The organism is Teichococcus oryzae (assembly GCF_008386565.1).
Lineage (GTDB): Bacteria > Pseudomonadota > Alphaproteobacteria > Acetobacterales > Acetobacteraceae > Pseudoroseomonas > Pseudoroseomonas oryzae.
On sequence record NZ_VUKA01000002.1, the window covers coordinates 537,060 to 552,521 of the forward strand.

The following is a 15,462-nucleotide window of genomic DNA, read 5'->3' on the forward strand; positions in this document are numbered from 1 at the left end:
CAAAGGCCTTTCCACGATGGGACCCTGACGCATGTGCCTTTCGCCGACCCGCCCCGCCCGCCTCGCGGCCCGGCTCCTGCCCCGGTTCCTGCACGGATGACTCTGGATCAGGCGCTGGCCTTCGGCATCCTCGGCATCACCATCGGGCTCTTCATCTGGGGCCGCATCGCCTATGACCTGGTGGCGCTGCTGGCGCTGCTCGCGGGGGTGGTGGTCGGCATCATCCCGATGGACAAGGCGTTCGACGGCTTCTCGGACGATGTGGTGATCATTGTCGCCGCGGCGCTGCTGGTCAGCGCCGCCGTGGCGCGCTCCGGCGCGGTGGAGCGGATGATGCGCCCGGTGCTGCCGCATCTGCGCGGCGCCCGCAGCCAGGTGCCTGTGCTGGCGGGCGCGGTGCTGGTGGCCTCGGTGTTCACCAAGAACATCGGCGCGCTGGCCATCTTCATGCCGGTGGCGCTGCAGCTGGCGCGGCGCACCGGCACCTCGCCCTCGGCGCTGCTGATGCCGATGGCCTTCGCTTCCCTGATCGGCGGGCTGATCACCATGACCGGCACCTCGCCCAACATCATCGTGGCGCGCGTGCGGCAGGAGGTCACCGGGCAGCCCTTCGGCATGTTCGACTTCACGCCCGTGGGCCTCGGCATCGCGGCCTGCGGCCTGGCCTTCCTGGCGGTGGGCTGGCGGCTGTTGCCGCGCGGCCGGCGCGCGGGCGCGGGGCTGGACGCCGCGATGACGCTGGAGGCCTACACCACCGAGGCGCATCTGCCGCCCGGCAGCGCCCTGGACGGCGCGACCGTCGCCCGGCTCGAGGAGTTGGGCGAAGGCCGCGTCACCGTCGCCACCGTGATCCGCGAGCGCTTCCGCCGCTTCCTGCCAACGCCGCAATGGCAGCTTCGCGGCGGCGACACCCTGCTGCTGCGCGGCGAGCCGGAGGAGCTGGAGCGGGTGATGGCCCGGGCCGGGCTGCAACTCGCGGGCGGCAATGCCCAGGGGCAGGAAGCCAGCGTGGTGGAAGGGGTGGTGACGGGGGAATCCGTGCTGCTCGGCAGCACGGTGGCGCAGGCGCGGCTGGCGGAGCGCTTCGGCGTCGGGCTGCTCGCCGTCAGCCGCAGCGGCACCCGCGTGGCGCAGCGCCTCGACACGCTGCGGCTGCGCGCGGGCGACGTGCTGATCCTGCGCGGCCGCGTGGAAGGCATGGCGGATGCCCTGTCCACCCTGCGCATCCTGCCGCTGACCGAGCGCAGCATCACGCTGGGCCGCAGCCGGCGCTCCTGGATCCCGGTGATCGTGATGGGGGCCGCGATGCTGCTGGTGGCGCTGCATGTGGTGCCGGTGGCCATTGCCTTCTTCGCCGCCTCGGTGGTCCTGCTGCTGTTGCGCGCGCTGTCCATGCACGAAGCCTATGAGGCGATGGAATGGCCGGTGCTGGTGCTGCTGGCGGCGCTGATCCCGGTGAGCGAGGCGGTGCAGAGCACCGGCGGCACCGACCTGATCGCGGCCGGCCTTGAATGGCTGATGGGCGGCATTCCGCCGCTGGCCGCCCTGGGGCTGATCATGGCCATCGCCATGGCGGTGACGCCGTTCCTGAACAATGCCGCCACCGTGCTGATGATGGGGCCGATCGCCGCCAGCCTGGCGGGGCGCCTCGGCCTCAGCCCGGATGCCTTCCTGATGGCGGTGGCGGTGGGCGCGGCCTGCGATTTCCTCACGCCGATCGGGCATCAATGCAACACGCTGGTGATGGGGCCGGGTGGCTACCGCTTTGGTGATTACGCCCGGCTGGGCGCGCCGCTCACCGCCATCGTGCTGCTGGTGGGCGTGCCGCTGATCGCGCTGGTCTGGGGATTGGGGCCGGGTTGAGGCCGGCGAGAGGCGGCATGGAACAGCGGAGATTTCTGTTCCTTGAAAGAAATATTGACTGCTAGACTTATAATGAAACAAAATTTCATTGAATGAAACGAAAAGTCTTGCCGCCTGGCTTCTGCTGGCCTTGGCAGCGAGGGAGGAGAAAGAAGAATGTCCCAGCTATCCGCCGGAATTGGTCGCCGGGCAGCCCTGGCGGCCGGCGGCCTGTTGCTGGCTGGCGGCGCGACGCGCGCCCGGGCCCAGAGCCCCACCCTCCGCATCGGAGTGCTGACCGACCTTTCCGGCCCCTACAAGGATATCACCGGCGAGACAGGCGCGATCTGCGCGCGCCAGGCCGTGGCCGATTTCAACGCGGCCGAGCGGGGCCTCCAGGTGGAGGTGCTGCTGGCCGACCACCAGCAGCGCCCCGATGTCGGCATGGCCATCACGCGCCAGTGGTTCGACCGCAACGATGTCGATGTGGTGATGGATGTCGGCAGTTCCGCCATCGCGCTGGCGGTGAGCAACCTCGTCGCGGAGCGGAACAAGGTCCACCTGAACACGGGCGCGGCCTCCTCCGACCTCACGGGCAAGGCCTGCAACGCCAACACCATCCACTGGCCCTACGACACCTGGTCCAACGCCAACTCCACCGCGCGCTCGCTGCTGCGCTCGGGCGGCGATCGCTGGTTCTTCCTCACCGCCGACTACGCCTTCGGCAGGACCATGCAGGCGGATGCCACCCGCATCATCGAGAAGGAAGGCGGGCAGGTGGTGGGCTCGGCCATCCATCCCTTCCCGGGCAACACGGATTTCTCCTCCTACCTGATCCAGGCGCGGGCGCGGCGGGCCAATGTGCTGGCCTTCGCCAATGCGGGCACGGACATGCTGAACTGCGTCAAGCAGGCGGCCGAGTTCGGGCTGATGCGGGGCGGCATCCGCCCGGCCGCGCTGGTCGCCTTCATCCAGGACATCAAGTCGCTGGGGCTTGAGACGGCGCAGGGGCTGACCATCAGCGAAAGCTTCTACTGGGACCTGAATGACCGCACCCGCGCCTTCACCGAGCGGCTGAAGCCGAGGCTGACCAACGGCAACATGCCCAACATGGACCATGCCTCGGCCTATTCGGCGACGCTGCACTACCTGAAGGTGGTGGCCGAGCTGGGCGCCACCCGCGCCAAGGCGGATGGCCGGGAGGTGGTGGCCGCGATGAAGCGCATGCCGACCGAGGATGACTGCTTCGGCGCCGGCACCATCCGCGCCGATGGCCGCAAGATCCACCCGATGTACCTGTTCGAGGCCAAGAAGCCCGCCGAAAGCACCGGGCCGTGGGACCTGCTGAAGCTGGTGGGCACGACGCCAGCCGAGCAGGCCTTCCGGCCGGTGGCGGAAGGGGGATGTTCCCTGGCCGCCAACTGACCATCCAGGAGCCGCCTCAGCCTGGCTGCTCCTCCTCCCGCTGCAGCAGCACCGTGTCGATCTGTTCGAGCAAGCGGGAAAAGTCCACCGGCTTCGGGTGGTAGTCGTCGCAACCGGCCTCGATCACCTTGGCACGGTCGCCCGACATGGCGTGCGCGGTCAGCGCGATGATGGGGATGCGGGCGGTGCCTTCCTGCCCGCGCAGGGTGCGCGCCGCCGTCCAGCCATCCATCACCGGCAGGTTCATGTCGAGCAGGATCACGTCGGGCATTTCCTGTCCCGCCATGTTCACGCCCTGCTGCCCGTCATGCGCCAGCACCACCTCGAAGCCGCGGCGGCGCAGGCGGCGGGACAGGAAATCCCACAGCTCCTCATGGTCCTCCACCAGCAGGATCTTGGTCATGGCGTATCTCCTTCGGGGCTGAGGGCGGCGGGCAGGCGCGGCGGGGAGGCGGCGATGCGGCGAAGCTCCTCGATCAACTCGCCGGGGATGCCGTCTTCGCCGGGCGCCACCTCGTGTATGGCGGCGCGCAGCTGGCGCAGCTCGGCCTCATCCACGGCGCCGCCGGTCATGGCGATGATGGGCAGGCAGCGCCATTCGGGGCGGCGGCGGAGTTCCTGGATCAGCGTGAAGCCGTCGCCCTCATGATTGCCCTGGACTTCCACCATCAGCAGGCCGGGTGTCGGCTGGGCGGCCATGCGGGCCAGCGCGGCAGCGGTGCCCTCGGCTTCCTCCACCTTCCAGCCTTCCCGCTCCAGCAGGTGGCGCAACTCGGCGCGCTGGTCGATGTCCTGCTCAACGATCAGGGCGGTGCCCGGCGAGGGCTGGACGCGGAAGCGGTCGAGCACGCGTTTCAGCCGGTCCCATTCCACCGGCTTGTTCAGGTAGTCGGCGGCGCCAAGCGAAAAGGCGAGGCCGCGTTCCTGCACCACCGTCACCATCACCACGGGCGTTTCCGCCAGCTCGGGATCGGCCTTCAGCGCCGACAGCACGCCCCAGCCATCGAGGCGCGGCATCATGACGTCGAGCAGGATGGCGGCGGGGCGCAGCATCCGCGCCATCTCCAGGCCCGCCTTGCCGTCGGGCGCGATGCGGACGGCGAAGCCTTCCCGCCGCAGGAAGCGGGCCAGCAGGTCGCGCGTGGCGGCATCGTCGTCGATCACCAGGATCAGCCCGGCCTCCTGCGCCGCCGCCGCCTCCTCCTCCGCCAGCGACGCGGCGCCCGCCTGCACCGCCGGCTCATGCTCCTCGGCGCGGATGCTGCGCAGGTCGGCGGGCAGGCGGATGGTGAAGCAGGTGCCGCGGCCGGGCTCGCTGGTCACGCCGATGCTGCCGCCCAGCATGCTGCTGAAGGCCTTGGTGATGGCGAGGCCGAGCCCGGTGCCGCCGAACCGCCGCGTGGTGGAGCTGTCGGCCTGGGTGAAGCGCTGGAACAGCCGCTCCAGCTGCTCGGCCGTCATGCCGATGCCGGTGTCGGCGATGCCGAACACCAGCCAGCCGGGCTGTTCCGCATCGGCGGCGGCGCTCAGCGTGATGCGGCCGCGCTCGGTGAACTTGGCGGCGTTGCCCAGCAGGTTGAACAAGCATTGCCGCAGCTTCACCGGGTCCGAATGCATCCCCGGAAGGTCCGGCGCGATGTCGAGGGACAGCGTGTTGTTCTTCTTGGAAACCAGCGCCTCCACCGTGCCCGCCACCTCGCGCAGCAGGGCGGCGGTGTCGAAATCCTCCGGCTGCACCTCCATCTTGCCGGCCTCGATCTTGGACAGGTCGAGCACGTCGTTGATCAGGGACAGGAGGTGGCGGGCATTGGCGTTGATCTTCGCCAGGTCCTCGCGGAAATTCTCGCCGCCCTCCAGCTCTTCCGCCTCCTCCTCCAGCATCTCGGAATAGCCGATCACGGCGGAAAGCGGCGTGCGCAGCTCGTGGCTCATATTGGCGATGAACTGGCTTTTCGCCTTGTTGGCGTCCTCGGCCGCTGCCTTGGCAAGCGCCAGGGATTCCTCGGCCTCGCGCATCTCGGTGATGTCGGTGTTGGTGCCGAACCAGCCGATCAGCCCCCCCTCGGGGGATTCGGCGTCCGGCGCGTCGCGCAGCGGCAAGGCGCGCGACAGGAACCAGCGATACTGCCCGTCCGCGCCGCGCAGCGGAAAGGTGTCCTCCCATGCCTCCCCGGCCGCGACAGCGTCGCGGAAGCGCTGGATCACGGCGTCCGCGTGGTCCGGGTGGAGCAGCGCCTGCCAGCCCGAGCCGCGCATCTCCTCCAGGCGGCCGCCGGTGTAGTCGAACCAGCGGCGGTTGTACCACTGCACCTCGCCCCCCGGATCGGTCATCCAGGCGAGCTGCGGCACGGAATCGACGATCATGCGCAGCCGCGCCTCGCTGCGGCGCAGGCGGTCCTCCATGCGGCGGCGGATCGTGATGTCGATCGCCGCCAGCCCCACCCCTTCCAGTGGCCGGTGGGCGGAGCCGCCGCCATGCAGCGGAAAGAAGCTCATCCGCAGGTGGCGGGCGCCACTGCCCTGCGGCCGCAGCGTCACCTCCACATCGGATTGCGCCTGGCCGCCCTCCAGCACGCGGCGCAGCTGCGGCTCGATCTGTTCGCGCGCCTCCTCCGGCAAGGTGCCGTCCTGCGCGCCGAGCACGCGCTCGCTCATTTCCGTCAGGGTCTTGTTGGCGTGCAGCAGGCGCAGCCGCTGGTCGAGGAAGCCGAGGCCGACCGGCGCATGGCCCAGCACCCCGTCCAGCAGGGCGGTGGCCCGCCGCTCGGCGCGCCGGCGGTTGCGGGCATACAGCGCCAGCAACAGGCAGGCGGCGGCCGCGGCGGCCAGCGAGCCGCCGGCCAGCCACGGCGCCCGGCGCTCATCGCGGATGGCGCGCCGCAATTGCTGCTGCCGCGCCGCCATCTGCAGCCTGGCGATCTCGGCGCGGGCGCCATCCATCAACTGCTTGCCTTCGCGCGTCCCGATCCGGCGCACGGCCGCGTCGCGCCCTTCCGCGCGATGCAGGGCGACAACTTCCGCCGACCAAGCCAGCTTGCCTTCCACCAGCCCGCGCAGCCGGCCGGTGGACAGCTCGTCCCCTTCCGCCACCTTGTCGGGGGGCGCCGCCGCTTCCAGGGCGCCCAGAAGCTCGGTGGCCCGGCGCCGGCCCTCCTCATAGGGCGTGAGATAGGTCTCGTCGCCAGCCAGGACAAAGCCCCGCTGGCCGGTTTCCACATCCTTGAGCGCCGACAGCAGGGCCTCGGCATCCAGCACATAGCTCGAGGCGCGGGCGTCCTGCGCCCGGCCCGCCACCCCCAGGCGCCATTCGGCGATGCCCAGCGCCAGCGACAGGGCCAGAAGTCCCAGCGCAAGAGGCAGGGCGAAGCGCAAAAGGCGGGAGCTTGGGCGGGGCGAGGCGGAAGCGGACAAGGGCGGTGGTTCCAGGGTTGCTTCCGGTAACGCGTGCCAGGGGCCTGGGGTTCACGGCGAAGGCAAACCACCTTGGGCGCTGCGGCGTTGAGCCGGCTCACGGCCTGTTGCCAGTGCCGCAGGAGTTCCGCCCATGATCCCTCCCCAGGCCGGCCCGGCTTCGCCCGCCAGAACCGCCCCCACGCTGCATACGGGGCTGCTATCCGCGGCGCTGATCATTGCCGGGCTGTATTTCGGCCGCGACGTGATCGTGCCGCTTGTGCTGGCGGTGCTTCTGGCCTTCGTGCTGGCGCCGGTGGTTGCGGCGCTGCGCCGCTTGTTCATTCCCGGGGCCCTGGCGGTGGTGCTGGCGGTGCTGCTCAGCGCCGGCGCCATCCTTGGCCTCGGCATGGTCATGGCGCGGCAGGCCGGCAGCCTCATGGGCGGATTGCCGGACTACCAGGAGAACCTGCGCCAGAAGCTACAGAACCTGCAGCTCGCCGAGCTGATGCGGGAAGCGCGGCTGGCGCTGCAAGACCTGCGCAGCATGATCGGCGACGGCATCCCGGCGGCGGCGCGCGGCGAGACGGCCGGGGCCCCCGGCACCAGCAGCGCCGTGCCGCCCGATATCGGCACCACGCCACTGGACGTGATCCAGGGCCTGGCGGGGCCGGTGCTGGGGCCGCTGGCGACGGCCGGCGTGGTGATCCTGTTCACCATCTTCGTGCTGCTGTACCGCGAGGATCTGCGCGACCGGGTGATCCGGCTGGCCGGCAGCGGGGACCTGCACCGCACCACCGTCGCGCTGAACGACGCGGCGCGCCGGTTGTCGCGGCTGTTCCTGGCGCAGGTGGCCCTGAACGCGGCGCTTGGCACCTTCATCGGCACGGCCTTGTGGATGCTCGGCCTGCCCAGCGCGGCGCTGTGGGGCATCCTGACGGGGCTGATGCGCTTCGTGCCGTTCCTGGGCCTGTTCATCGCGCTGATCCCGCCCTTGGTGCTGGCCGTGGCGGTGGACCCGGGTTGGGGCATGGCCCTTTGGGTGCTGGGCCTGTTCCTGGTGGCCGAGCCGCTGATGGGCCAGGTGGCGGAACCCATGGTGTTCGGCCGCTCCACCGGCCTTTCGCCGGTGGCGGTGCTGATCGCCGCCGTGTTCTGGACCTTTATCTGGGGTCCCATCGGCCTGCTGCTGGCGACGCCGCTCACCGTGGTGCTGGTGGTGCTGGGCCGGCATGTGCCGAGCCTGGGCTTCCTGAACGTGATGCTGGGGGACAGCCCGTCGCTGCGGCCGGAGGAAAGCTTCTACCAGCGCCTGTTGCAGGGCGACGCGGCCGGGCAGCTGGAGCAGGCGCGCCGCAGCCTGCGGGAGGAGCCGTCCCTCACCGCCTATCTGGACGGGGTGGCGCTGCCCGCCCTGGTGCTGGCCGACCGCGACTGGGCGCGGGAGGAGCTGGAGCCGGAGCGGCTGGAGGATGTCCGCGCGCGAACCGCCGCCCTGCTGGAGGTCCTGCCGGAGGAGGCGGGCGTCGGCAAGCCGCCGGAGGATGCGCCGCTCTGCCTGTGCGCCGCCGGGCGGGGGCGGCTGGACGACCTGTCGGCCTCCATCGCCGCGCTGGCGCTGCAATCGGAGGGCGTGGCGGCCGCCATGACACCGGAGGGCGCCGAGCTGCCGCCGGAGATCGCCGCGCGGGTCCGGCTGTGCTGCATCTCGGTGCTCGAGGAAGGCAGCAGCGCCGCCAGCGTCAGGCTGCTGATCCGCCGCTGGGAAAAGGCCCTGCCGGAGGCCGGGCTGGCCATCGGCGTCTGGCACGCGCGGCCCGACAGCGCGATGCTGCGGGCGCTGCGGCAGGAGGCGACGGGGCATCCCATCGTCACCTCCCTGGGCGAGCTGGCAGCCTTGTGGCGAGCCTCGGCGGGGCAGCCGGTGGCGCCGCCCCGCTGAGGCGCCGCCCCAATCGGCCGATCAGCCCAGCGTCGGCCCCTGCGCCTCGCTTGGCGTGTCGCTGGCCGGCAGGGCATCGGGCAGTTCGCGGCCGGGGCCGGTTCCGTCCCGCAGCGCGGGGGGCGTGGCGCCATCTTCCGCTTCCCGCATCGGCGTGCCGGTGACGTAGGAGCGCCAGACGCGCGGCAGGATGCCGCCATGGCGCCAGTATTCCACATCCTCTGCCGTATCCAGCCGCGCGGTCAGCGGAATGGTTTCGCTGCTGCCATCGGCGCGGTGGATGACGCAGCGCAGCTCGGCGCGGACGCCGATGCCGGTGGCGAGGTCCAGCACGTCAAAGGTTTCGCTGCCGTCCAGGCGCAGCGTCTCGGCCGTGGTGCCGGGCGCGAATTGCAGCGGCAGCACGCCCATGCCGACCAGGTTGGTGCGGTGGATGCGCTCGAAGCTTTCGGCGATCACCGCCTTCACGCCCAGCAGCGCGACCCCCTTCGCCGCCCAGTCGCGGGAGGAGCCGCAGCCATAGTTGCGCCCGGCCACCACCACCAGCGGCACGCCGCGCTGCAGGTATTCCTGCGCCGCCTCGAAGACGCGCATCTGCGTCCCCTCCGGCATCACCCTGGTCACGCCGCCCTCAACGCCGGGCACCATGCGGTTGCGCAGGCGGATATTGGCGAAGGTGGCGCGCACCGCGACCTCGTGGTTGCCGCGCCGCGTGGTGTAGTTGTTGAAGTCCTTCCGCTGCACGCCCTTGGACAGCAGGAAATCCGCCGCCGGGGTGCCCAGGCTGATCGCGCCGGAAGGCGAGATGTGGTCGGTGGTGACCGAATCGCCCAGGATCACCAGCGGCCGCATGCCGGTGATGTCTCGCACCGGCGGCGCTTCCCGCGTCAGCCCGTCGAAATAGGGCGGGCGGCGGATATAGGTGCTGTCCGCCTCCCAGGCGAAGCTTTCGCTGTGCGGGCGGGCCAGCGCGTCCCAGGGCTCGCCGCCTTCATACAGCTCGGCGTATTTCTCGACGAACAGGTCGCGGGCATAAGCGCCCTCGATGGCGGCGGACACCTCGGCCGCCTTGGGCCAGATGTCGCGCAGATACACGGGCTGCCCGTCGCTGCCGGTGCCCAGCGGCTCGCGCGTGATGTCCACCGTCAGCGAGCCGGCTAGCGCATAGGCCACCACCAGCGCGGGCGAGGCAAGATAGGCGGCGCGGACATTCGGGTGGATGCGCCCCTCGAAGTTGCGGTTGCCGGACAGCACGGCGGTGGTGACGAGCTTCTCGCGCTCGATGGCATCCACCACCGGCTCGGGCAGGGGCCCTGAGCCGCCATTGCAGGTGGTGCAGCCGAAGCCCGCGATGTGGAAGCCGAGCGCGTCGAGGTCGCCCTGCAAGCCCGCCTTTTCCAGCACCGAGGCCGTCACCTGGCTGCCCGGCACCAGCGAGGTCTTCACCCAGGGCTTGGAGCGCAGCCCGCGCGCCACCGCGTTCTTCGCCAGCAGGCCGGCCGCCATCATGTTGGCCGGGTTGGCGGTGTTGGTGCAGGAGGTGATGGCGGCGATCACCACCGCGCCGTCGAACAGCGCGAAATCGCTGCCGGCGACGGGCACCCGGCGGGCCGGGTCGATCGGCCGGCCGCCGATCTGCCGGTGGTGCTCGGCGAAGGCGGCGGGGGCGGTTTCAAGGTCCAGCCAGTCTTCCGGGTTGCGCGGGCCGGCGATGGCCGGGCGGATGGTGTCAAGGTCCAGCGTCAGCACCGTCTCGAAGCGCGGCGCCGGCACCGTCTCGTCATGCCAGAGCTTCTGGGCACGGCAATAAGCCTCCACCAGCGCCACCTGCTCCTCGCTGCGGCCGGTGACGCGCATATAGTCGAGCGCCCGGCGGTCCACCGGGAAGAACACCGCCGTCGCGCCGTATTCCGGCGCCATGTTGGCGATCATGCCGCGGTCGCCGAGGGAGAGCACGTCGAGGCCGGGTCCGAAGAACTCGACGAACTTGCCGACCACGCCGAGGGAGCGCAGCTTCTCGGTGATGGCCAGCACCAGGTCGGTCGGCAGCACACCGTCACGCAGTTCGCCCTTCACCTCGATGCCCACCACTTCCGGCAGGGCGATGGCGACGGGCTTGCCCACCATCACCGCCTCCGCCTCGATGCCGCCCACGCCCCAGCCGAGGATGCCGAGGCCGTTCACCATCGGCGTGTGGCTGTCCGTGCCGACGCAGCTGTCGGGATAGCCGATCTCGCCTTCCGGCGTGTTGTCGGTCCAGACCACGCGGCCGATCTGCTCGATGTGCAGCTGGTGCATGATGCCCTTGCCCGGCGGCACCACGCGCACTCCGTCGAAGCTCGACGAGCACCAGCGCAGAAAGGCGAATCGCTCCCCGTTGCGGTCATATTCGCGCTGCAGGTTGATGCGCGCGGCATCCGGGTTGGCCCAGCTATCCACCTGTAGCGAATGGTCGATGATGACGTCGATCGGCACCTTGGGGGACACGGTGGAGGGGTCGCCGCCCTCGCGCTGCACGGCATCGCGCATGGCGGCCATGTCCACCAGCATCACCAGGCCCAGGATGTCCTGGCCGAACACCCGCGCCGGGTAGAAGGTGATGCCGCTGCCGACCTCCCGGTTCAGCAGCGCCCGCACCTCCTCCGCCGTGTCGGCGCCGCGCAGGGCCGCCTGGCGCAGCAGGTTCTCCAGCAGGATGCGCAGCGTGACGGGCAGGGTTTCCACCCCCGGCACATCGGCGATCGAAACGTAGCGGAGACTGCGTCCGCCGGCGGTCAGGGTTTGCAGGGCAGGGGCTGCGGCCATGATGGGACGTTCCTTGTGCGAGGGGCGCGGGGGCAGGGGGCGCCTGGGAGGCCAGGAGGCAGTTCGGCTGGCGTTTTGTACCATATCCAGGTATCATACAAGAAAGCCGCGCGGAGGGCCAATGGGATCGTTGCACGTGCTGCTGGCGCACCGCGTCCTCGACCACATCCGGGCCGAGGGGCTGCCGGCTGGCCACCACCTGACGGAACAATCGCTGGAGCCGGTGCTGGGCACCTCCCGCTCCCCCATCCGCGGTGCGCTGGCGCATCTGGCGGCGCAGGGCGTGCTGGTGCCGCGCCCGCCGCGCCGTGGCCTGTTCCTGGCCCGCGACGCCGCCGAGATGGCCCTGGCCGAGGATCTGCCCGGTGCCCCGGCGGAGGAGCGCGCCTATCTCGCCCTGGCCCGCGCCCGGCTGGCGGGCGAGCTGCCCGCCGTGCTGTCGGAAAGCGAGGCGATGCGGCGCACCGGCCTAGCGCGCGATGCCCTGCGCCGCGTGCTGGCGCGCGCCGCCCAGGAAGGCTGGATCGAGCAGCGCCCGTCCCGCCGCTGGTCCTTCCTGCCGATGATCGACGGACCTGAGGCCTGCGCCGAAAGCTATGCCCTGCGCGCCGCGCTGGAGCCGGCGGCGTTGCGGATGCCCGGCTTCGCGCCCGACCCGGCGGTGCTGGAGCGGCTGCGGGCGCAGCAGCGGATGCTGGCGGAAGGCGGCGTGTTCCGCGCCGGCGATGCCGAACTGTTCGCCGCCAATTCCACCTTCCATGAATCGCTGGCCACGCTGTCGGGCAACCGCTTCGTGCTGCAGATGGTGGTGCGGCAGAACCAGCTTCGCCGGCTGGTGGAATACCGCGCCGTGCTGGACCGCGGGCGCGTCCGCCACCAATGTTTCGAGCATCTTTCGATCCTGGACAGGCTGATGGCCGATGACCGCGACGCGGCGGCGCGGCTGCTTGAAGGCCACCTCGTCCATGCGGGGGAAGAAAAGGTGCGGCTGCTGCGGCGGGCCGGTGGCTCCGCCGAAACCACAAAGGAAACCCCATGATCCAGCGTTCCCTCCCCGCCGTCTTCATGCGTGGCGGCACCAGCAAGGCGCTGATGCTGCATGCCCGTGACCTGCCGGCCGACCGCGCGGCCTGGACGCCGATCTTCACCGCCGCGATGGGCACCCCCGATCCTTACGGGCGGCAGCTGGATGGGATGGGCGGCGGCGTGTCCTCCTTGTCCAAGGTCTGCATCCTGGCGCCGTCGGAGCGGCGGGACGCGGATATCGACTACACTTTCGCGCAGGTGCTGATCAAAGAGGTGCGGGTCGATTACAAGGGCAATTGCGGCAACATGAGTTCCGCCGTCGGCCCCTTCGCGGTGGATGAGGGGCTGCTGCGGGCCGAGGGCGACAGCGCCACCGTGCGCATCTTCAATACCAACACGCAAAAGATCATCCACGCCACCTTCCCGATCGAGAATGGCCGCGCCCGCTATGACGGCGACCTCGCCATTCCCGGCGTGGGCGGCACGGGCGCGCCGATCCGGCTGGATTTCGTGCAGCCCGGCGGCGCCACCACCGGCAAGCTGCTGCCGAGCGGCGCCGAGCGCGACATGCTGGAGGTGCCCGGCTTCGGCCCGCTGGAAGTGTCTCTGGTGGATGCCGCCAACGCCGCCGTGTTCGTGCGCGCCCGCGACATCGGCCTGACCGGGCTGGAACTGCCGGACCAGCTGGAAGCCAACCAGGCGATGCTGGACCTGCTGCAGGCGATCCGGTTGCAGGCGGCGGTGCGCATGGGCATCGCGCCGGATGTGGAGGCGGCGCGCGGCATCACCAGCGTGCCCTATATCGGCTTCGTCAGCCCGCCGGCCGAGGGCCGGACGCTGTCCGGCGAAACCGTGCGGGCGGAGGAGGTGGACCTGGTGGCGCGCGTGCTGTCCAACGGCCAGCCGCACCGCGCCCTGCCGCTCACCGTGTCGCTCTGCACCGCCGTTGCCGCCCGGATCAGCGGCACGGTGGTGGCGGAGGCGCTGTCCCCCGCCGCCGGCGAGGGTGCGTTGCGCATCGGCATGCCATCCGGCGTGCTGACGGTGGGCGCGGATGTGGCGCGGGAGGATGGCGCCTGGGTGGCGCGCGCCGGCTCCTTCTATCGCACGGCGCGCCGGCTGTTCGATGGCCGCGTCTGGGTCCCCGGCGCGGCGATGGCGCCGCTGAACACGGCCGCCTGAGGCCACGCCGCCGGTCCTCCCACCTTGGCAGCCATGCGCGCCGCCCCAGGCGCCGGGGCTGGAGGGCCGGGTCATGCGGGCCTCCCCTTGGGAAGTCCGGGAGCTTTCCATCGCCCGCGGAATGCCGGAATGGCCATGGCCCACGCCAGGATGGTGGCGCGGCCGGCGCTTGAGGAATTGCGCCCGCACGGCCACACTGATGCCAGCTCACGCTTGCCCCTTGCGGAAGCCTCATGCTTAGGAGAGGCGCGGCGGCAGCCGGGTACCGGCCCGCGGGAGCACCGCAGGTTGTCTGCGGAATTAGGGAACTGGAATGGCTGAAGGTCTGACGCCTGGCAACGCAACAGCACCTTCGTTGGAAGGGCGGCATCCGGTACCCTGTATCAGCGCTTCATCTTTCTGGGTGCCGAAGCACATTCCTGAATCCGCCTGGCTGGAGCATGGGCCGTTCGCCTTCTGGTTGATCGAGGCCGCGAAGCCGCGTTGCCTTGTCGAACTCGGCACGCATAACGGCTATTCTTATTTCGCCTTTTGCCAGGCGGTGAAGCAGCTCGGCCTGGAAACGAAGTGCCATGCCATCGACAGCTGGCAAGGCGACGAGCATGCCGGCTTCTATGGCGAAGAAGTCTTCCAGCTCGTCAGCGGGATCAACGCCCAGGATTATGCCAGCTTTTCCCGGCTGACGCGCAGCTTCTTCCAGGAAGCATTGCAGCAGTTCGAGGATGGCTCGATCGATCTCCTGCATATCGATGGCCGCCACACTTATGAGGATGTGCTGGAGGATTACTCGTCCTGGCGGCCCAAGCTTTCCGAACGCGGCGTGGTTCTGTTCCACGATACCCGCGTCCGGGAACGCGGCTTCGGCGTTTTCAGGCTTTGGGCTGAAATCGCGGAAGCGCATCCTTCCTTTGAGTTCCATCATGGCCATGGCCTGGGGGTGCTGGCCGTCGGGCCCGAGATCCCGCCGGGCCTGAGGCCGCTCTTCTCAAGCGATCCTGCCGAGCGCGAAGCCATCCGCGCCGCCTATGAGCGGCTTGGCGCCGCGGTTTCGCAGCATTACCAATTGGCCACCGCCGCGCGGGACCAGGCCCTTGAGGATCACTCCGCCGAGCTGGAGACGGTCCGGGAGCAGCTGAGCGAGCATAGTGTCGCCCTGAGCGGAGCCCGTCAGGCACTGGCCGCGGGCCAGCAGGAACAGGAAGAACTGGGCCGGCGGCTCCGCGAGGCCGAGGAGCGCGCCGACAATGCCGAAGCCTCGCTCCAGGCGGCCGGCGCGCAGCTGGGCACGCTGCAGCAGCATTCCGAGACGTTGCAGGAGCATGCCAGGGCGCTGCGGCGGACGGCCGAGGTGCTGCGCGCCGAGCTTCTGGAACAGACGCGCCTCAGCGAGCAGCAGAACAACATGATCGCGCTGCTGACCGGCCAGGAGCAGGCGGCGCGCGAAACCCTGCGGCAATTGCAGCAAAGCACCCTGTGGCGCAGCATGGGCCCGGTGCGCCGGGGATTGGCCCTGATCCCGGAGCCGGTGCGGCGGCGCATGCGTGGCAGGAGCGGCACCATCCAACCCGCCCTTCCGGCGCCGCCCGGGCATTTCCCCGCCGCGGCCGCGCCGCCCACCGCAAGCCTTCCGGATGCTGGCGAGATGCCCGCGCTTCCTTCCCCCGACCATAACCGCGACAAGGGCGCCCAGGAGGTTGCTGCCGTTTCCAGCAGCCGCCCGGAGCCGCTGCCCTGGCCGCCACGCCGCATTTCCACCAACGGTTCCGATATGACGCGCAGGCTGTGTATTTTTTCGTTTTACGATCCGCATGGGGTTGTGGACGATTACGTTGTTTACTTGCTGGAGAAGC

Annotated in this window: 9 protein-coding genes; 6 read left to right on the forward strand and 3 right to left on the reverse strand. The window is 70.3% G+C overall.

Annotated features, from left to right (window positions below):
* Positions 1-96: 96 nt before the first annotated feature.
* Both F0Q34_RS08685 and F0Q34_RS08690 read left to right on the forward strand, forming a co-directional pair.
* Positions 97-1,863, forward strand: coding sequence for an SLC13 family permease (locus tag F0Q34_RS08685; protein WP_149811752.1), 1,767 nt, complete (start codon positions 97-99; stop codon positions 1,861-1,863).
* Between the two features lie 156 nt (positions 1,864-2,019).
* Positions 2,020-3,267: an ABC transporter substrate-binding protein gene (locus F0Q34_RS08690; RefSeq protein WP_149811753.1), complete on the forward strand. Its 1,248-nt coding sequence runs from the start codon at positions 2,020-2,022 to the stop codon at positions 3,265-3,267.
* 16 nt (positions 3,268-3,283) lie between these two features.
* Here F0Q34_RS08690 and F0Q34_RS08695 read toward each other — a convergent pair whose 3' ends face one another.
* Together F0Q34_RS08695 and F0Q34_RS08700 are read right to left on the reverse strand one after the other, a co-directional pair.
* A complete protein-coding gene (locus F0Q34_RS08695; protein ID WP_149811754.1) occupies positions 3,284-3,670 on the reverse strand; it encodes a response regulator in 387 nt (128 codons plus the stop codon).
* Complete coding sequence (locus F0Q34_RS08700; protein ID WP_149811755.1) at positions 3,667-6,678, reverse strand: response regulator; 3,012 nt, start codon at positions 6,676-6,678, stop codon at positions 3,667-3,669. Before F0Q34_RS08700 ends, F0Q34_RS08695 begins: the two co-directional genes overlap by 4 nt.
* 133 nt (positions 6,679-6,811) lie before the next feature.
* Between F0Q34_RS08700 and F0Q34_RS08705 the strand changes: the two genes are divergently transcribed.
* Positions 6,812-8,599: an AI-2E family transporter gene (locus tag F0Q34_RS08705; protein ID WP_149811756.1), complete on the forward strand. Its 1,788-nt coding sequence runs from the start codon at positions 6,812-6,814 to the stop codon at positions 8,597-8,599.
* A 21-nt stretch (positions 8,600-8,620) separates the two neighbouring features.
* Here the strand turns inward: F0Q34_RS08705 and acnA are convergent, their stop codons facing one another.
* A complete protein-coding gene (gene acnA, locus F0Q34_RS08710; protein ID WP_149811757.1) occupies positions 8,621-11,404 on the reverse strand; it encodes an aconitate hydratase AcnA in 2,784 nt (927 codons plus the stop codon).
* Between the two features lie 121 nt (positions 11,405-11,525).
* On the opposite strand from acnA, the gene F0Q34_RS08715 reads away from it, so the two are divergent.
* The 3 genes from F0Q34_RS08715 to F0Q34_RS08725 form a co-directional block, all read left to right on the forward strand.
* Complete coding sequence (locus F0Q34_RS08715; protein ID WP_161600806.1) at positions 11,526-12,443, forward strand: GntR family transcriptional regulator; 918 nt, start codon at positions 11,526-11,528, stop codon at positions 12,441-12,443.
* Positions 12,440-13,612, forward strand: a complete 1,173-nt coding sequence (locus tag F0Q34_RS08720; RefSeq protein ID WP_149811759.1) for a 2-methylaconitate cis-trans isomerase PrpF family protein — start codon at positions 12,440-12,442, stop codon at positions 13,610-13,612. Before F0Q34_RS08715 ends, F0Q34_RS08720 begins: the two co-directional genes overlap by 4 nt.
* Before the next feature lie 403 nt (positions 13,613-14,015).
* The coding region (locus tag F0Q34_RS08725; RefSeq protein ID WP_206667974.1) for a class I SAM-dependent methyltransferase at positions 14,016-15,462 on the forward strand (1,447 nt) is incomplete at its 3' end.

Coding starts and splice junctions, on each gene's coding strand:
- F0Q34_RS08690 (WP_149811753.1), top strand. CDS start 2,020: ATGTCCCAGCTATCCGCCGGAATTGGTCGCCGGGCAGCCCTGGCGGCC.
- acnA (WP_149811757.1), bottom strand. CDS start 11,404: ATGGCCGCAGCCCCTGCCCTGCAAACCCTGACCGCCGGCGGACGCAGT.
- F0Q34_RS08705 (WP_149811756.1), top strand. CDS start 6,812: ATGATCCCTCCCCAGGCCGGCCCGGCTTCGCCCGCCAGAACCGCCCCC.
- F0Q34_RS08685 (WP_149811752.1), top strand. CDS start 97: ATGACTCTGGATCAGGCGCTGGCCTTCGGCATCCTCGGCATCACCATC.
- F0Q34_RS08695 (WP_149811754.1), bottom strand. CDS start 3,670: ATGACCAAGATCCTGCTGGTGGAGGACCATGAGGAGCTGTGGGATTTC.
- F0Q34_RS08720 (WP_149811759.1), top strand. CDS start 12,440: ATGATCCAGCGTTCCCTCCCCGCCGTCTTCATGCGTGGCGGCACCAGC.
- F0Q34_RS08715 (WP_161600806.1), top strand. CDS start 11,526: ATGGGATCGTTGCACGTGCTGCTGGCGCACCGCGTCCTCGACCACATC.